The sequence below is a fragment of the Rhizobium sp. CF080 genome (assembly GCF_000282095.2).
In the GTDB taxonomy this organism is placed as follows: domain Bacteria; phylum Pseudomonadota; class Alphaproteobacteria; order Rhizobiales; family Rhizobiaceae; genus Neorhizobium.
In genome coordinates, this window is sequence record NZ_AKKC02000004.1 from 781,905 (window position 1) to 798,206 (window position 16,302).

The 16,302-nt window shown below is 62.1% G+C and carries 16 protein-coding genes and 2 pseudogenes; 11 read left to right on the plus strand and 7 right to left on the minus strand.

Annotation, left to right across the window (positions count from 1 at the left end; genetic code table 11):
- Window position 1 precedes the first annotated feature (1 nt).
- Window positions 2-2,356, plus strand: coding sequence for a penicillin acylase family protein (locus PMI07_RS10750; RefSeq protein WP_007755541.1), 2,355 nt, complete (start codon window positions 2-4; stop codon window positions 2,354-2,356).
- On the opposite strand, the pseudogene PMI07_RS35590 reads toward PMI07_RS10750, so the two are convergent.
- A pseudogene (locus PMI07_RS35590) lies at window positions 2,337-2,516 on the minus strand (hypothetical protein); the annotation flags it as partial. The gene PMI07_RS10750 and the pseudogene PMI07_RS35590 sit on opposite strands and share 20 nt — an antisense overlap.
- Between PMI07_RS35590 and PMI07_RS35595 the strand changes: the two are divergent.
- From PMI07_RS35595 to PMI07_RS10770, 4 genes and pseudogenes are all read left to right on the plus strand, one after another.
- A pseudogene (locus tag PMI07_RS35595) lies at window positions 2,502-2,660 on the plus strand (short-chain dehydrogenase/reductase); the annotation flags it as partial. The pseudogenes PMI07_RS35590 and PMI07_RS35595 sit on opposite strands and share 15 nt — an antisense overlap.
- A 59-nt stretch (window positions 2,661-2,719) precedes the next feature.
- Window positions 2,720-3,310 (plus strand): TetR/AcrR family transcriptional regulator, encoded by a 591-nt coding sequence (locus PMI07_RS10760; RefSeq protein WP_007755545.1) that lies wholly within the window; start codon window positions 2,720-2,722, stop codon window positions 3,308-3,310.
- A gap of 76 nt (window positions 3,311-3,386) precedes the next feature.
- On the plus strand, window positions 3,387-4,016 hold the full coding sequence (locus PMI07_RS10765; RefSeq protein WP_007755549.1) for a hypothetical protein: 630 nt from the start codon (window positions 3,387-3,389) through the stop codon (window positions 4,014-4,016).
- A gap of 355 nt (window positions 4,017-4,371) precedes the next feature.
- On the plus strand, window positions 4,372-4,947 hold the full coding sequence (locus PMI07_RS10770; RefSeq protein ID WP_024163730.1) for a DUF308 domain-containing protein: 576 nt from the start codon (window positions 4,372-4,374) through the stop codon (window positions 4,945-4,947).
- A gap of 161 nt (window positions 4,948-5,108) precedes the next feature.
- Here the strand turns inward: PMI07_RS10770 and PMI07_RS10775 are convergent, their stop codons facing one another.
- From PMI07_RS10775 to PMI07_RS10800, 6 genes are all read right to left on the minus strand, one after another.
- Window positions 5,109-6,365, minus strand: a complete 1,257-nt coding sequence (locus PMI07_RS10775) for a trehalase family glycosidase (RefSeq protein ID WP_007768214.1) — start codon at window positions 6,363-6,365, stop codon at window positions 5,109-5,111.
- A 19-nt stretch (window positions 6,366-6,384) separates the two neighbouring features.
- Complete coding sequence (locus tag PMI07_RS10780) at window positions 6,385-7,443, minus strand: ABC transporter ATP-binding protein (RefSeq protein ID WP_024163731.1); 1,059 nt, start codon at window positions 7,441-7,443, stop codon at window positions 6,385-6,387.
- A 13-nt stretch (window positions 7,444-7,456) separates the two neighbouring features.
- Window positions 7,457-8,314 carry a carbohydrate ABC transporter permease gene (locus tag PMI07_RS10785; protein ID WP_007765673.1) on the minus strand — a complete coding sequence of 286 codons (858 nt, stop codon included), beginning with the start codon at window positions 8,312-8,314 and terminating at the stop codon, window positions 7,457-7,459.
- The gene (locus PMI07_RS10790; RefSeq protein ID WP_007765676.1) at window positions 8,311-9,162 is read right to left on the minus strand and encodes a sugar ABC transporter permease; all 852 of its coding nucleotides are present in this window, start codon (window positions 9,160-9,162) and stop codon (window positions 8,311-8,313) included. The genes PMI07_RS10785 and PMI07_RS10790 overlap by 4 nt, the downstream gene beginning before the upstream one ends.
- A 183-nt stretch (window positions 9,163-9,345) precedes the next feature.
- Window positions 9,346-10,620: an extracellular solute-binding protein gene (locus PMI07_RS10795; RefSeq protein WP_007765679.1), complete on the minus strand. Its 1,275-nt coding sequence runs from the start codon at window positions 10,618-10,620 to the stop codon at window positions 9,346-9,348.
- Between the two features lie 42 nt (window positions 10,621-10,662).
- Window positions 10,663-11,673 (minus strand): substrate-binding domain-containing protein, encoded by a 1,011-nt coding sequence (locus PMI07_RS10800; protein WP_007765682.1) that lies wholly within the window; start codon window positions 11,671-11,673, stop codon window positions 10,663-10,665.
- Window positions 11,674-12,074: 401 nt separating this feature from the next.
- On the opposite strand from PMI07_RS10800, the gene PMI07_RS10805 reads away from it, so the two are divergent.
- The 6 genes from PMI07_RS10805 (at window position 12,075) to PMI07_RS10830 (ending at window position 16,299) form a co-directional block, all read left to right on the plus strand.
- Window positions 12,075-13,007 carry a LysR family transcriptional regulator gene (locus PMI07_RS10805; RefSeq protein WP_007765685.1) on the plus strand — a complete coding sequence of 311 codons (933 nt, stop codon included), beginning with the start codon at window positions 12,075-12,077 and terminating at the stop codon, window positions 13,005-13,007.
- A 138-nt stretch (window positions 13,008-13,145) separates the two neighbouring features.
- Window positions 13,146-13,859, plus strand: coding sequence for an SDR family oxidoreductase (locus tag PMI07_RS10810; RefSeq protein WP_007765687.1), 714 nt, complete (start codon window positions 13,146-13,148; stop codon window positions 13,857-13,859).
- A gap of 119 nt (window positions 13,860-13,978) precedes the next feature.
- Window positions 13,979-14,236, plus strand: a complete 258-nt coding sequence (locus tag PMI07_RS10815; protein WP_007765690.1) for a 4-oxalocrotonate tautomerase family protein — start codon at window positions 13,979-13,981, stop codon at window positions 14,234-14,236.
- Between the two features lie 157 nt (window positions 14,237-14,393).
- Window positions 14,394-14,645: a hypothetical protein gene (locus PMI07_RS10820; protein ID WP_155956433.1), complete on the plus strand. Its 252-nt coding sequence runs from the start codon at window positions 14,394-14,396 to the stop codon at window positions 14,643-14,645.
- A gap of 387 nt (window positions 14,646-15,032) precedes the next feature.
- A complete protein-coding gene (locus tag PMI07_RS10825; protein ID WP_007765697.1) occupies window positions 15,033-15,221 on the plus strand; it encodes a hypothetical protein in 189 nt (62 codons plus the stop codon).
- Window positions 15,222-15,543: 322 nt separating this feature from the next.
- A complete protein-coding gene (locus tag PMI07_RS10830) occupies window positions 15,544-16,299 on the plus strand; it encodes a FadR/GntR family transcriptional regulator (RefSeq protein WP_037086576.1) in 756 nt (251 codons plus the stop codon).
- Window positions 16,300-16,302 lie beyond the last annotated feature (3 nt).

The following is a 16,302-nucleotide window of genomic DNA, read 5'->3' on the forward strand; positions in this document are numbered from 1 at the left end:
AATGAGCGACGTCCAGGCACACGAAACCCTCCGGCTGAGCGGGCTCGAAGCCCAGGCGGAAATCCGCATCGACCGCTGGGGCATTCCGCATATCAAGGCAACCAGCGAGAAGGACCTGTTCTTCGTCCAGGGGTTCAACGCCGCCCGCGACCGGCTGTGGCAGCTCGATCTCTGGCGCAAGCGCGGCCTCGGCCTCCTGGCCGCCGATTTCGGGCCTGGTTACCTGGCGCAGGACCATGCCGCCCGGCATTTTCTCTATCGCGGCGATATGGCCCCCGAATGGACCTCCTACGCGCCGGATACGCAGGCGATCTGCACCGCCTTTGTCGCTGGTATCAATGCATATGTCACGCTCTGCGAGTTGGAACCTGCCCGCCTGTCGCCGGAGTTCGACCTCTTCGGCACTAGGCCATCGCGCTGGGAGCCGTCCGACGTGGTGCGGATACGCAGTCATGCGCTGACCCGCAACGGCATTTCCGAAATCCTGCGCGCCAACATCATGGCGCTCGCCGACGCGGAAACCGATCTGCTGCGCTTCGAGCTCGATCCGCCTGTCTCGCCGAAGCCGGAGACGGGGATTTTGCTCGCCGACATTCCGCTCGTCGCGACGCGCCTCTTCAAGCTTGCCACCGCGGCCGTCACGTTCGACAAGGCCCGCCTGACAGCAACGCTCGCCGACGTCTGGAAATGGGTCGACGTCACCGATCTCGGCGATATCGTCCAGGCGATCGCCGAGGAGGGGTCCAACAACTGGGCGGTGCACGGTTCGCGCACCGAGACCGGCCGGCCGATCCTCGCCAGCGATCCGCACCGGGCGCATGCGGTCCCGTCGCTGCGCTATCTCGTCCACCTCGACGCCCCTGGATTTAACGCCATCGGCACCGGCGAACCGACCGCGCCGGGCATCTCGCTCGGCCATAACGACCGCATTGCCTTCGGCCTCACCATCTTCGGCGCCGACCAGGAAGACGTTTATGTGTACGAGACCAAGGACGGCGATCCGGACCATTATCGTTACGGCGACGGCTGGGAGACAATCACCCGCATCGAGGAGAGCTTCCCGGTCAAGGGGTATCCCGACCAGGTGCTGACACTCTCGTTCACCCGCCATGGCCCGATCCTCCACGAGAACCCGAAGATCCGGCAGGCGATTGCCATGCGCTCCGTCTGGCTATCGCCCGGTTCGGCCGCCTATCTTGGCAGCCTGTCCTATATGCGCAGCGGTTCCGTGCGGGCATTTTCGCAGACGCTTGGCTCCTGGGGCACACCCTCCGTCAACCAGGTCAGTGCCGATGTAGAGGGCAATATCGGCTGGTTCACCGCCGGTTTCACGCCGGTGCGCCGGAATTGGGAAGGGCTGCTGCCCGTGCCGGGTCACGGCTCTCACGAATGGGACGGCTTTCTGCCCGCCGAGCAATTGCCGCGCGCCTGCAATCCGGCCGACGGTTTCGTCGCCTCGGCCAACGAGATGAACCTGCCTGCCGACCGCGATCCAAACGACCCGTCGATCGGCCACGAATGGGCGGAGGTCAGCCGTGCCCAACGCATCAAGTCAGTGCTCCGAGCGGACCCGAAGCACACGCTGAAAGCCTCGATGGCCTTGCAGACCGATGTCTATTCCCGCCCCGCCGCAGCCATGTGTGCGGTGCTTCAAAAGGTTGCCGGCCATCAATCGCTGGATAACCGGCAGGAACGTGCCGCAAAGCTCTTCAACGGCTGGGATTATCGCCTCGAAGCGGCGAGCGCACCGGCAGCGCTCTTCGAAGTCTGGTGGATGAAGCATCTACGGCCCGCACTGCTCGCCAAATTCGCGCCGAACCCGACGGTGCGCCAATTGCTGCTGCCCGGCGACGTCGATCGCATGCTGGTGCTGCTCAGCGAACCGGGCATGCTCTGGGATGCTGCCGAACGCGACGCCATGCTGCTCTCGACGCTTTCCGCCGGTTTTGCCGATTGTGAAAGCCGGCTCGGCGCCGATCCGGCGGCCTGGCGCTGGGGCGACCTGCACCGCGCGCTCTTCGAACATGCGACCAGCCGCATCAAGAGTGAAGGAGCTACCGACTGGAATATCGGCCCATTGCCGCTCGGTGGCAGCCGCTCGACACCCCTGCATGCCGGTTACCGGATGGGCGACTTCGGCGTCAATGCCGGCGCCTCCGTCCGACTCGTCATGGATGTCGGCGACTGGGACAATAGCGTTTGCATCAACACGCCCGGCCAGTCCGGCGATCCACGCTCACCTCATTACCGCGATCTCGCCGACACCTGGTCGAAAGGCGAATACGTGCCGCTTCTCTACAGCGATGCCCGAATTATCCAGGAGACCGTCCACCGCATCACGCTTCTGCCGGCTTAGAGCGGAAATTTTCTTCGGCCTTTGTTTGCCCGCCACGGTGTTCGCTTCTGGCGCCGACTGCGGTCAAGGCTCCGAAATGCCGTTTGAAGTCGCAGCTGAATTGAGCTGGGCTCGCGTACTCAACCGAAGCCGCGACTTCTGCAATCGTTCTGCTCCCGCGGTCCTAGACCTGGTCGAATCCGATGATCCTCCGCTTCAGCTTCTGCTCGGCAGCGACGCCCTCAAGTCTATGGCGGACAGGATCGCGCGCCGCCAGCGGGAGATTGAGGCGTTGAAGCGTATCACCGTCTCGACCGATGGGTGATCGCGCAGAGTTCTTCCTTCCTGCTTGACAGCCTCCCTACTGAAAGGTAGGCTCAGTGTATGAGCAACCTTTTGACGACGTCCGACGAAATCCTGGCCTCTGCGCGAACACTGATCATGAGCGGAGGATATAATGGCTTCAGCTATGCCGATATTGCGGATGTCGTCGGGATCCGCAAGGCCAGCATCCATCACCATTTTCCAAGCAAGGTCGACTTGGTCCGCACGCTCGTAGCGCGATATCGTGAGGAAGCGGAAGTGGCCGTGACGGCTCTGGAACGGAACGTCCAGAACCCCCTCGAGCTCCTCAAAACCTATGCGGGCCACTGGGCCAGGTGCATTGAGGACGCAAGCAGGCCTTTTTGCGTGTGCGCTCTGCTTGCGAGTGAACTGCCGGCGCTGCCGCCGGAAGTCGCAGGGGAGGTGAAGGCTTTTTTCCGCTTTGCCTCGACATGGCTGACCTCGGTCATGGAACGAGGCTCCAGGGAGGGGGCTTTAAATCTGTCGAGTGAACCTCGCGTCGAGGCTGAGGCGTTCATGGCGTCCGTCCACGGTGCCATGCTCTCAGCGCGCGCCTACGGGACCCCGGAAGTATTCGCCGCCATTCTGACGCCTACCCTGGAGCGGTTGTCACCAACCGTCGCTCATTAAAAACTTGGGGCGGCCTAAACCGCCTCAAGGGATAACTGCGCTTCAATAAACTACCAACCAGTAGGAAGATTTGAAAATGAACAAGAATATTCTCTCCGCTCTCATGTTGGGACTGTCCGGGATATCGTCGGCGGCCATTCTAGCCGCGCCCGTCCATGCGGAAGACAAGAAAGCCGAGCAGGTCCATGTCCGTGGCAGCATCGTCGACTTTGGTGGGGCGACCCTCAAGGTGAAGACGCGCGAAGGAGAGACCGTCGATGTCGCCCTCGCTGATGGCTGGAAAGTTTCCAGCGTGGCAAACGCAAAGGTCACCGACATCAAGCCGGGCGATTTCGTTGGCATCGCATCCCTGCCGAAAGAAGGTGGTGGTGAGGGCGCGCTTGAAGTGCTCATCTTCCCGCCGACGCTGAAAGGTGCAGGCGAGGGCAGCTACGGTTGGGACCTTAAGCCCAACAGCAGCATGACCAACGCGATCGTGGCAGATGCCGTTAAGGGCGTCGACGGCCGGACGGTCACCGTCTCCTATCACGGCAAGGAAAAGAAGATTTCTATTCCGGACGGCACGCCCGTCGTGACTTTTGCTCCGGCAACCAAGGAGGATCTCGTTCCCGGCGCCGTTGTCTTCATTCCTGCCGAGAAGGCTGCGACCGGCACTATCGCCCATCAGGTCCTGGTCGGAAAGAATGGCGTGGTTCCGCCCATGTGAGCCTGTGTCGAGGGTTGGAGCGCTATCGGGTAGTGAACTGGCGTTCCGCCCACAGACGATCCCACAAGCAGGTGAAATACGTCATCGCATCGAGTTCGTCGACTTTGCACGTCCCCGGGGCCGTAACGGCGGTTGCCGGGAAGATCGGGGTTACGGTCGCTACGCGGGAATCTGACCCTCGGGTGGGTTCCAAGGTTGGTCGGCGGCTTCCGCGGCCGGCGCACGACATACAGCCCTACGGGGCAATCAAAACGGAACGAGAGCACACCCTTTGGAAAACCTGTCGGCTCCTTGTGAGTGCGCCGGCGCTTCGACCTGACAGACTCCTCCATCAAACCATAGTTAGGATGTCACCATGACGAACGACCAAACGAACCTCGCTGAAAGCGGCAAGGATTATTGGCTGAAGCGATATTATTTTGCCCGGGCAGCATTTTCGGTGATCTGGGTTGCGGCAGCGTTGACTGCCGGCCGCCAATCATTTCCCATGGCGGCCGCCTTGCTGATCATCTATCCCGCCTGGGACGCGGCCGCCAATTTTGTCGATGCGGCGCGAAATGGCGGCTTGGCGAACAACCGGAGTCAAGCGATCAACGTCGCCGTCAGTTCGGTGATGACCGTCGCAGTGATTGTCGCTCTCACAATGAGCATGAACTGGGTTCTCGCTGCCTTCGGTCTGTGGGCGATCTTTTCCGGTCTGCTGCAGCTTGGCACGGCTCTTCGGCGCTGGAAGACAAGCGGTGGCCAGTGGGCAATGATCCTCAGCGGCGGTCAGTCCGCTGTAGCGGGCGCCTTCTTCATCTTTCAGGCGCGGATGCCGGAACCCCCGTCAATTGCCGACATCGCAGGTTATGCAGGCCTCGGCGCCTTCTACTTTCTTGTCTCGGCAGTTTGGCTAAGCATCAGCCACATGCGGCGGAGGACGGCCTGATCCATGCGCGGAGTGGAGAGCTTCCGCTCTCCATTCATGACCAACCGAAGGGACGGCACGAGCGTGCGGCCCATGGCAACGTGGTCCGCCTGCGCCTCGGGAGCGGACCGGTGGTTTTGCAACGAGTTGGTCAGTTGGGATGGCACGAGTTCGCGACCAATCTACATGCTCGTCAACCACAAATAGGCCGCGGCAGTCCAGGAAAAGCCGAGGCCGCCGCAACCTTCGCCACTCACCGGGTCGAAATATTCGGCAAAACCTTCTGCTTCGATCGCCGCAACCGTTGATCTCCGCAGCTCCGTTGCAGCATCCGGATGACCGTTGCGCTTCAGGCCATCGATCAGCAGCCAGTTGATGATCGCCCAGGACGGACCGCGCCAGTAGCGTTTTGGTTCCCAGCTTGCGATGCCCGGCTTGGTGGTCGGGAAGGCGACTTTCAGTCCCTTCGACCAGACCTTCATCTCGTCGACCAACGCATCGGCGATGCCCTTTTCCAGGTCGAGCGAGAGGAGCGGAATGAAGCCCGCCTGCGTCGCTGCCTCGACATCCTCGCCGGAGATGAGGTCGCGGGAGACGAAGCGCGACAGGGAAGGGCGCCACTGTGCCAGGATCGCCTTGCGGGTCCGATCGTTGAAGGCGGCGATCTCCGCTGCATCCTCCGTCCGGCCGAATTCGCGGGCGAGATGTTCGAGGTCCTCGCCGGCCTTCAGGAGGATCGCCGTCGTCTGGATTTCGGCGACCTTGAACGGCGCCTTTTCCCATTGTTTCGCCGGGTCCCAGCCGCAGGCGGCATAGGTATCGACCAGGTGGATGAAGCGGTTATAGTCTTCGTCGCGCGGCCGCATCGAGGCGTTCACATGGCCGGTGTCCTTGCGCACGACCGGCGTGTCGGTCGTGGTCGGCACGCGGGCAAGCGCGATGTCCCAGGCCGGCGAGTTGTCGCTGCCGCTTTCCCAAGGGTGAAGCAGGGCCACCAGGCCGGTGCCTTGCGGATCACGGGCGGAATACCACCAGCGATGCCATTTCAGTGCCGCCTCGTAGAGGGGCAGTGTGCGGGCCTCGGCGCCGCTACCGGCTGCCTCGAACACCTTGCGCAACGCGATCGCAAAGACCGGCGGCTGGGTGATGCCGGAGGTCGGGATTGTGTGATGGGTGCGCCAGACGTTCGGACCGGGGAAATAGGTGTCGCTCGGCTGGTGGAAGACGATATGCGGCACCATGCCGTCCGCCCACTGCCCCTCGATCAGCCGCTCCAGCTCGCGAAAGGCGCGCTCGGTGTCGTAAAGGGCGAAACCCATGGCGACGAAGGCGGAATCCCAGTTCCACTGGAAGGGGTAGAGCCGGTCGGTCGGCACCGTATAGCCGCCGCGGTCGTTGGCGACCAGAATGCGCTTCGCCTCGGTAATATGCACGTTCATGTCGGGTACTCCGGTATGCTCAGGCCAAGACGGCCGGAAAGGACTTGCCGCTTTCGGGCGAAAGCCAGGTGATGCGCTTGCTGTCGAGCTTCAGGCCGATCGTATCGCCGCTTTTCACGGTCTCGGATGCAGGAAGGATGACCCGCACCGGCTGGTCGTGGATCGAGCCGGTCAGCAGCAGGTGCGAGCCCATCGGCTCGGCGACCCGCACCTTCATCTCCAGCCCCTGCGGCAGCGGCGCCAGTTCGACCGCCTCACCGCGCAGGCCGAGCACGATTTCATTGCCGACATCCTTCGGCGTTGCAAGCTGTTCTGCGCCTGCCGCCACCTGGCCGTTCGAGACGGGCACCTTGATGAAGTTCATCGGCGGGTTGCCGATGAAGCCGCCGACGAACCGCGTGGCCGGGTGATTGTAGATCTCGACCGGGTGTCCGATCTGCTCGACGACGCCATTGTGCATGACGGCGATGCGATCCGACAGACCCATCGCCTCGGTCTGGTCGTGTGTGACGTAGATGGTCGTCGTGCCCGCCGATTGCAGCACGGTCTTCAGTTCCGTGCGCATTTCCAGTCGCAGCAATGCGTCGAGGTTGGAGAGCGGCTCGTCCATCAGCAGAACCTTCGGCTCGACGGCAAGCGCGCGGGCGACGGCAACGCGCTGGCGCTGGCCACCCGAAAGCTTGTTCGGATAACGGTCGAGATAGGGTTCGATATGCAGCAGGCCGGCAGCCTTCTCCACCTGCGCTTTCACCCGCGCATCGTCGGCCTTTTGCATGCGCAGGCCGAAGGCGACGTTTTCGTAGACCGTCATATGCGGGAAGACCGCATAGTTCTGGAAGACCATCGCCAGACCGCGATCCTTGGGCACCAGGCCGATGATCGACCTGTCGCCAATGCGGACATCCCCCGACGTCGAGGTCTCGAGGCCGGCGATGATGCGCAGGAGCGTGGTCTTGCCGCAACCCGAGGGACCGAGCAGCGATACGAACTCGCCGTCGTTGATCGTCAGCGAGACCTCCTTCAGCGCCTGGAAGGCGCCAAAACTCTTGCGGATGCGGTCGATGACAATATTGGCCATGTCTTTGGTCCCGTTATTTGGAGGAAATGCCCCAGATCGCGAAGAGGTAGCGCCTGACCGCGAAGATGAAGACAACCGAAGGGAGAATGAGCATCAGGCCGCCGGCGAAGCGGTAGTGCATCGGGCTTTCCGACAGCACCGTCAGCAGATAGGCGGTGAGGGTGCGGTTGCGGACCGTCAGCACCGAGGCGGCGAACACCTCGTTCCAGGAGATCACGAAGGCGAAGACGGCGGTGGCGACGATGCCGGGCAGGGCCAGCGGCGCGACCACCTTGAAAAATGCCTGGACGCGGGTGCAGCCGAACACCCAGGCTGCCTCTTCCAGCTCCTTCGGCACGCCGAGAAAGATGCCCTGGGTCACGAGCGCCGCAAACGGCAGCGCCAGCACCGTGTGGATCAGGCCGACGCCGACGATGGTATCGTAGAGGCCGAGCCGAATGAAGGAGACGGTGAGGGGCAGCGCCAGGATCGCCAGCGGAAAGGCGCGGGTGAGCAGAACCAGAAGCCGGTAGCTGTCCTTGCCCCGGAAATCGTAGCGCGCCAGTGCATAACCGGCCGGTGCGCCGAGCAGGATGGAGAGCGCCACCGTGATGCCGGCGGCGCCGAGCGAATTCAGGAAGGACTGGACGACGCCCTCGGTTTTCAGGAACAGGATGAAGGGTTCGAGCGAAATCCCGGTCGGCAAGCCCGTCTTTGGCCAGATATAGACGCCCTGGCGACCGCCGAGCGCACCGAGCGCCACCAGGTAGATCGGCACCAGAACCCAGGCGCAAAGCGCTGCAATGCCGCTCCACAGGAGCCAGCGGCGGGACGAAACGAAGCTTGCGGGTTTGGCGGCGGCCTCGGCCGCGCTCATGGTTTTCGTACTCATGGCAGGCGCTCCGGATCGACCTTCAGGGCTTTCAGATAGATCAGTGTAGCGGCAAGCGAGATGATCATGATCAGCACCGCATAGGCCGCGGCGACGCTGTAATTCTGGTTCTGGTTCTGCCAGTTATAGGCCTCGCCGACGAGAACCGGGAAATTGCGCCCGCCGAGCGCATAGACCACCGCAAACACCTCGAAGGCGAGCACGGTGCGCAGGATCAGCGCCGATTGCAGCGCCGGCCGGATCAGCGGCAGGGTGATGCGCCAGAAGCGCGTCCAGGGGCCTGCGCCGAAGATCTCGGCAGCTTCCTTGAATTCCTTCGGCACCTGGTTGAGGCCGGCGACGATGATGACCATGACGATCGCCGTACCCCGCCAGATTTCCGCGACCGCGATGGCGATGAAAAGCGCGACCGGCGTCTGGTAGGACAGCCAGCTCGCCTGCCGGCCGATGACGCCGAGGCTGAAGAGGAGCGAGTTGAAATAGCCGGTATTCTGCAGGATCGACAGCCAGACGAGGCCGGCGGCGAGGTCGGAAATCCCGAGCGGGATCGTCCAGATCCACAGAATGGTCTCGCGGCCGCGGCCGACCTTGGCGACCATCGTGCCCATGGCGAGCGCGATGGCGATCTGCACCGGCACGACGACGATGGTCAAAAGAAAGGTGTTCTTGACCGAACGGGTGAAATTGATGTCGGTGACCATGCGCTCGGCATTTGCGAGCGATGGCACACCATTGTCCGAAACCGCCAGCCAGATCGTCTGCACCAGCGGCACGACGAAGAGCAGCGCCAGAAAGGCGACCGAGGGCAGGATCAGCAGATAGGGGATCCAGGGTCGGTTTTGGGTCATCGATCACCCTCGCAGGGGGGCTTTGGGAATTGAATATACATCGACTTGTTCCTCTGGACCGCAACCTGTCGCTCATGGCGAATGGAAGCACCTTGCGCCCGCGGATCCCGCTCTCTTTCGGGGTTTGCATCCGGGCATTCGCGCCCGGACGCCATCAGCCTTGGGAGGCTTGTCGGATAGGCCCTATTGCACCGGGCAAGCTCCATCGCTCTTAGCATCCGGAGCCCAGCAAGGAGCCTTGGTTGTCGCCATCAGATTGGCCATGGTGGCGCCCTGTTTGGCCAGCACGTCGGCAACCGGCTGGTTCTGCAGCACGATCAGCTGGAAGGCGTCCATGTAGACCTTGTTGAATTCGCCGCCCTTGTCGCCGAGGCCGACCGGGAGAAGCGAGATCACGGCGTCCTTGGAGCCCTGCGTCTTTGTGACCGCACCGGCGAGAAGTGCCACACCCTTGTCGAGGTCCGGCGGAAGCTGGACGTTGAGGGTCGGGAAGAAGCCGACCTTCGAAGCCGTCAGCAGCTGGGTCTTCTGCGTCGTCAGTGTTTCGATGACCTTCGTCGCGCCCGCCTTGTCCGGCGCGCCCTTCGGGATCGCGAGGCCAGCAAGAACCGGCATGTAGCCGCGGCCCTTCGGGCCGGCCGGTGCCGGGAAGACGACATAGTCATCCGGCGCCGCCGAAATGGCGTTCTTCAGGCGGGCGACGTGGTCCCAGGCGACCATGACTTCGCCTGATGCCAGCGGCTCCTGCATGAAGTCGTAGTTGGTCGAGTTCGGGGTGACATAGGCCCAGAGCGACTTCAGCTTTTCCCAGCCGGCTGCGGCATCGGCATTCTTGAAGGTGCGCACCACGCCGCCGGTGAAGGACGGGTAGAAATACCCCTGGAAATAGCGCGCCATCAAGCCCTTCGGACCCGCCGGGAAGCCGATCTGCGGCTGGCCCGTAGCTTCCTGCATCGCCTTGCCCCAGGCGATCAGCTGGTCGTAGGTCAGCGCGTTGATGTCGGTACCCTTCGGCAGGTATTGCAGGGCTTCTTTCTTGGCGGCCATGACATAGGTCGCCTGCATCCACGGAATATACTGCTGCGTGGGCTTGCCGAGCTTGCCGAGATCGAGGACCGACTGCGGCATGCCGCCGGCGGCGAGCTTCTTGGCAAGGTCGTCGAGCGGTTCAAGCTGGCCCTTGTCGGCGAGCGGCGAAAGTTCGCCATGCAGCGCGCCGACGAGGCTGACGGTATGCTTGCCGGCCTGGGCTTCAGCCTCCATGCGCACCGCAAACTGCGGCGGCTCCTCGACCACGTAATCGACCTTGCCGGCATCCTTCAAGAGATCCTGGCGCACCACGGTCGCTTCCTCGATCGGGCGAAGCTGGGTGGATACGAAAACCGTCTGGGCAAGCACCGGCGAGGCGAACGCCAGCACCGTCGAAGCCAGAATTGTAAGTGACACGATACGCTTCATCTTCTCCTCCTTCATTGTTCTTTGTCTTGAATGCACTGCTGTCTATGCCGCCAGCGGTGGTCGGCGGTGACTGTCGCGATCGACGAATTCGATCGCGTGAATCTCCTGGAGCTCTTCGGCAGGCTCTCCGGCAATGGCGCGCAGCAGCAGCGAGGCAAAGCTCGCGCCGAGGTTCTCGCCGGTCATGCGCATGGTCGAGAGCGGCGGGCTGGTGAAGGCGCCCATCGGCAGATCGTCATGGCCGACGATGCTGATCTGGTTTCCGCCGTCGACCTCGCGTAGCGCCCGCAGCGCACCGATCGCCATTTCGTCTGTGGCGCAGACGAGGGCCGTCGGTCGCGACGGCTGGCGCAGCAGTTCGAGTGCGGCGAGATAACCGCCCTGTTCCAGCGGCGCACCTTCGGCGCAGAGGTCGGCAGCAAGCCCACATTCCTCCATCGCCGCCTGCCAGCCGCGGCATCTGGCATGCGCGAAGTAATATTCCTGCGGTCCGGCGATATGGCCGATGCGCCGGTGGCCTGCCGCGTGGAAGCGCAACGTCGCGGCGCGAAACCCGGAAAAGCCGTCGCCGTCGATGAAAGGATGCGGCACGAGGCTTTCGGTACGGCCATTGGTGACGAAGGGAATGCCGCGCGACTGCAGGAATTCGACGCGCTCGTCCCGACGCTTGGTGCGTACCAGCAGCATGGCGTCGACGCGGCGGCCATCGACGAAACGGCGGCAGATCTCGAGTTCGCTTTCGCCGCGCGGCACTGGCGCGATCACCAGATTGAGGCCGGCAGCCGCGAGATGCTCGGCGCAGCCGGAGAGCATGTCGAGGAAGTGCGGCGGGCCAATATGGCCGGGATCACTCGGCAATGTAACGGCGACGAGTTCGGCACGCTGCTTGCGAAGCCTGCGCGCGGATGCGTTCGGCCGATAGCCTGTTTTCTCGGCAGCCTCGCGGACACGCTCACGGGTAGCGGCGGACACGTCCGCATAACCGTCGAGCGCACGGGAGACCGTGGTAATCGACAGTCCGAGCGACTGCGCAAGCTGCTTCAGATTGGCCAAAGATCATCCTCCTCAGTGGGAAAAAGATTCTCCAAAACGTTTTGGGAGTCAAGCCAAAACGTTTTGTAAGGATGATGGACGGGGCTGGAGCGCCGGATACCGTGTGCCGTGAGGCTCCACGCCGACCTTGGTAAAGAGCCTGCCAAAGCATTTCATTGACGCGCGCAGCGCCTGTATCCGCCTTAGCCGTTTCTGTGTTGAGCGGATGGCACACCGGATCCGGAACCGCGAAAACCACATGCTAGGAACGGTTGAGGCCGTCGAGCCGGAGGCGATCGGATCCGTCTCTCTGCCCGTGAATGGTTACCAGGCCTGGCCTCACGATTGGATCGTTTCCGGATTGCGTCACGGCGAATGCTATGGAGGTATTCGCCGCACTGCGCAGCTCGAGGAGTAGGAAGATGGATCGGATCGACGCAATGAAGGTCTTTGTCACGGCCGTCGAGGAAGGCAGCCTCGCAGGCGCGGCGCGCAGGCTGAGGCGATCCCCGACTTCGATCAGCCGCGCCTTGAGCATGCTTGAGCAGCATGTCGGTGTCGAGTTGCTCCACCGCACGACGCGGAGCCTGAAGCTGAGTGAAGCGGGCAATCGTTATATCGAAGCATGCAGGAGGGTGCTCATCGACCTCGAGGAAGCCGACATCATCGCCGGCGCCGTAAAGTCGACCCCTCGGGGTATTCTCAGTATCTCCGCGCCACCCATTCTGGGAGAGGAAGTGCTTCGGCCCATGATCGACGATTTTCTTCGGGAGCATCCCGGCGTATCGGTCCGCCTTCTGATGCTGGATCGCCTCGTCAATCTGGTCGACGAAGGCGTCGACGTCGCCCTGCGGATTGGCAATCTGCCGGACTCGACGCACATCTCCACCCGCATCGGCGGCGATGTCAGGCGGGTTGTGGTGGCCGCGCCGCGGTATCTCGAAAGCAGTCTTGCGATCGAGGAGCCTTCTGATCTCGCCAAACACCATATCATCGCGTTTTCGAACTTCGGGCTGGAATCCTGGAGCTTCCCCCCGACCAGGGGCTCCTCGATTCCCAGGACCATTCACTTCTCGCCGCGATATGTCGTCAACAGCGTCCGGGCGGCGGCGGCGTCCGCCGCGGAGGGCATGGGGATCACGAGGCTCTATTCCTATCATGTTGCGGAATATGTTCGCTACGGACGCCTGAAGATCGTTCTTCCGCACGACGAGCCTCCTGCGCTTCCCGTCCATATACTTGCGCCTCATGGGCGTACCGCCATTCCGAAAGTGCGCGCATTCATGGACTTTGCAGTTCCGCGCCTCCGCACGGAGCTCGGACGCATTGCAGTTGAAGCTGGCAGCCTCCCATGATTATGCCGAATTCCGGTTAAGTGTCGTTCGGGCGCCGACAATTCTCCCGAATGGCGAAGGCATCTAAATCAAGAGCACCGACGCGACAGCGCGGACACGGCTCGAAAACCGGCCGATGCTTTTGAAAGGATGCAGATCATGACCAGTCAACAGAATGTCGCCATAATCACAGGTGCTTCGCAAGGTATAGGCGAAGCCCTCGTGAGGGCATACCGAGATCGCGGCTACAAGGTCGTCGCCACCTCAAGATCAATCAAGCAAAGCTCCGACGAGGGGGTCTACGCCGTGGCCGGCGACATCGCCAATCCGGAGACGGCGGAGCGCGTGGTGCATCAGGCGCTGGAGCGCTTCGGACGCATCGACACCCTGATCAACAATGCAGGCGTGTTCCTGGCGAAGCCCTTCGTCGACTTCACCCAGGAGGACTTTGACCACAACTTCGGCGTCAACGTCTCAGGGTTCTTCCATGTAACGCAGCGGGCGGCCCGGCAGATGCTCAAGCAGGGTTCGGGCCATGTCGTCAACATCACGACCAGTCTCGTCAACCAGCCGATCGCGGGCGTTCCCGCGGCTCTCGCTTCGCTCACGAAGGGCGGTCTCAACGCTGTGACGCAGGGCCTGGCGATTGAATTCGCCAAGACAGGCGTCCGAGTGAACGCCGTCAGTCCGGGCATCATCAAGACCCCTTTGCATCCTTTAGAGACCCACGACGCCATGTCGGCGCTCCATCCGGTAGGCCGCATGGGCGAGATACGGGACATCGTCGACGCCGTGATCTATCTCGAAGGCGCGAGCTTTGTTACGGGGGAAATTCTCCATGTCGACGGCGGACAGAACGCAGGTCGTTGGTAGCAGAACGGGAGCGCCACCCGATCGGGTCGGCGCTCTTGCGTGGCGCTCAGGCGAGGAGGTCGCCTGCGGCGTCTGTTTCCAGATCACTCAAGCGAATCCGAAGTTTGAAAGGAAAGATCATGCCCATCGTCACCGTACAGGTAACTCACGAAGGAACCACCCCCGACCGCTCCTCAGTGACCGCCGAGGAGAAGGCCGCTATCATCGCTGGCGTCAGCCAGGTCATGCTGGACGTCCTGAGCAAGCCGCTCGAATCCACCTACGTGGTCATCGAGGAAGTCGAACTCGACAACTGGGGATGGGGCGGCCTTCCCACTGCGCAGTACCGGAAGCTACTCGCGGACGCTTCTCGCAGTCGGGACAATTCGACGAAATAACCGGTTCAGGTCGGCAAGGTCGCGCCAGACTTTGGCCAGAGCGTCATCTAAGCGTGATCTTGGCAGGCCTATGGGCCCCTGTTGCCTCCCCGTTCCGTGATCCGCCTTGGCAGCGGTTCCAATGGCTGGGAATTCGCCGGGCTACTGGACAACCGTCGTGTCCGATGACAGCATCGCATCACAGGAGGATCTCATGGCCCGAGAACATTTGGACGCGGTGGAAGCGGCAATCGAAAATGTCGTGAAACGCAGGCGCGAGCTCGTCGCCTCCCTGGTCTCCAGCATAACGCAAACTCAGACTGACGAGCTTTTGCGGGCACAAAATGCACTGGACGCGCTTTATCAAGCCAAGGCCGACGAAGAGCAGAGAGCAGCAGGCACCGGAACAAAGCCGGCAACCATGAGTTAACAACCCTACAAGAGGGTCAATCATGGGTACATATGTTCTCGTTTTCTTAGGTTTCGCTGCCATCTTCGCCTTGGCGACGCTTCTTGCTTACCTTACGTGCCCGCCTCTCTCCGACGACTGAGCAAGGGGGGCACTCGCTCCTCCGCCCCGGCGGTCGCGGGGAGACCAACTTGGTGTCCTCAGCGTCGTGACCTCATTCGCGCGCCTATGGTTCCCGGACCGGTTGGAGGGCTGGAGCGTGGCCCTATGCAAGCGCGGCTTGCGCCTCAAAGTCGCGGTCGCCCGCTACCTCAAAGGAGGTATGCGTTAGCTCGGATTGATGGCTACTGTCTCAGAACGATACAGTTATGGTGCCCGATTGGGATGGGGATCGAGACGGAGGGTAAGATGCAAAAGTCGGTCGAGATACTCGAAAAGGACGGCAAGACCATCGTTCGTATCGTCAGTGACGGTCATCTCAGCGAGCGGAAATTCGATCACGCGGACTACGCTCGGTCATGGGCTTTGGGTCAGCGTGTCCGACTGGGCCTCCCAATGTACCCGGGCTGGTTCGAAGAGGCCCGCACCGGCACTTGAGAAAAAGGGTCCGGAACCGAATCCGAACCGGTGTTAAGGGGAGGGGGCGAGCGCCCCGATCCAACCTATCAGCCGAATAGCCACGAACATATTCCTGCTCCCATCGCATCGACGGGGGCGATGCCAAGCTCTTGGCCGAGACACCCTTCGTTGTCTTGAAAGACCGCTCATCCATCCGCATCCAACGTGAACACGATCTGGCCGGTCGGGCATGCACCCGCGTCAAGCTCGAAGCCTTCGGTTTCGGTACAGGATCCGAACGAGCTTGACAAAGGAGTTACCGTGGATATACGAGTGGTAATACCACGGTATGGACAATGAGATGACTGAGAGCAAAAGCATTCGTCGGCAGCCTCAAGAGGCCGGAGCACACAACCGGGTCGCGGCTTTTCTGCGCGATCAGTTGCTGTCGGGTGACCTGAAGGCGGGCGACTGCCTTCTTCCGGAAAGGGAGCTTGCTGCCCATCTGAACGTTAGTCGCCCTGTCCTGCGGGAAGCTCTGAGGGCTTTGGCGATGATCGGTGCGGTCGAGATACGGCACGGGGTCGGGACGATCGTAAAGCGGCCGGATGCAAGCGCATTGGGCGATATCTTCAGCTTCATGCTTGCGCATCAGTCTGATGTCATTGGCGACATCATGGAGGCTCGCAAGGCGATTGAGCATCATGCCATCCGGCTTGCCTGCCAGCGCGCGACCGAACAGGATTTTGAAAAACTGGCGAATGCGCTCGCGACGATCGTCGATACGATCAATGAGCCGGAGGCCGGTGGCCTTGCCGACTTCCGTTTTCACGAGGCGATCGTCAGCGCATCGCACTCTCCGACGCTCGTGACGATCTATGCGTCCATTTCGCAGCTGATGATGCGTTCGCATCTGGAGCGCCGCGAAAAGATCATCCAGGTCGAGGGCATCCAGGAATTCCTGATCGACGACCACCGCAGGATCCTGGAGGCGTTGGCCGCCCGCGACCGGGTGCGGGCCGACGATCTTCTGAACAGGCATTTTGAGATCGGTGCGGATTTCCGGCGGCGAGCCAGTCTGCGCGATCTCTCGATAAGCGCCGGCGTTTCGGCGTAATTC

What these genes read in the sequence shown, in the direction of transcription:
- PMI07_RS10750 (WP_007755541.1), top strand. Translation starts at nt 2, where the DNA reads ATGAGCGACGTCCAGGCACACGAAACCCTCCGGCTGAGCGGGCTCGAA.
- PMI07_RS10760 (WP_007755545.1), top strand. Translation starts at nt 2,720, where the DNA reads ATGAGCAACCTTTTGACGACGTCCGACGAAATCCTGGCCTCTGCGCGA.
- PMI07_RS10765 (WP_007755549.1), top strand. Translation starts at nt 3,387, where the DNA reads ATGAACAAGAATATTCTCTCCGCTCTCATGTTGGGACTGTCCGGGATA.
- PMI07_RS10770 (WP_024163730.1), top strand. Translation starts at nt 4,372, where the DNA reads ATGACGAACGACCAAACGAACCTCGCTGAAAGCGGCAAGGATTATTGG.
- PMI07_RS10775 (WP_007768214.1), bottom strand. Translation starts at nt 6,365, where the DNA reads ATGAACGTGCATATTACCGAGGCGAAGCGCATTCTGGTCGCCAACGAC.
- PMI07_RS10780 (WP_024163731.1), bottom strand. Translation starts at nt 7,443, where the DNA reads ATGGCCAATATTGTCATCGACCGCATCCGCAAGAGTTTTGGCGCCTTC.
- PMI07_RS10785 (WP_007765673.1), bottom strand. Translation starts at nt 8,314, where the DNA reads ATGAGTACGAAAACCATGAGCGCGGCCGAGGCCGCCGCCAAACCCGCA.
- PMI07_RS10790 (WP_007765676.1), bottom strand. Translation starts at nt 9,162, where the DNA reads ATGACCCAAAACCGACCCTGGATCCCCTATCTGCTGATCCTGCCCTCG.
- PMI07_RS10795 (WP_007765679.1), bottom strand. Translation starts at nt 10,620, where the DNA reads ATGAAGCGTATCGTGTCACTTACAATTCTGGCTTCGACGGTGCTGGCG.
- PMI07_RS10805 (WP_007765685.1), top strand. Translation starts at nt 12,075, where the DNA reads ATGGATCGGATCGACGCAATGAAGGTCTTTGTCACGGCCGTCGAGGAA.
- PMI07_RS10810 (WP_007765687.1), top strand. Translation starts at nt 13,146, where the DNA reads ATGACCAGTCAACAGAATGTCGCCATAATCACAGGTGCTTCGCAAGGT.
- PMI07_RS10815 (WP_007765690.1), top strand. Translation starts at nt 13,979, where the DNA reads ATGCCCATCGTCACCGTACAGGTAACTCACGAAGGAACCACCCCCGAC.
- PMI07_RS10825 (WP_007765697.1), top strand. Translation starts at nt 15,033, where the DNA reads ATGCAAAAGTCGGTCGAGATACTCGAAAAGGACGGCAAGACCATCGTT.
- PMI07_RS10830 (WP_037086576.1), top strand. Translation starts at nt 15,544, where the DNA reads ATGACTGAGAGCAAAAGCATTCGTCGGCAGCCTCAAGAGGCCGGAGCA.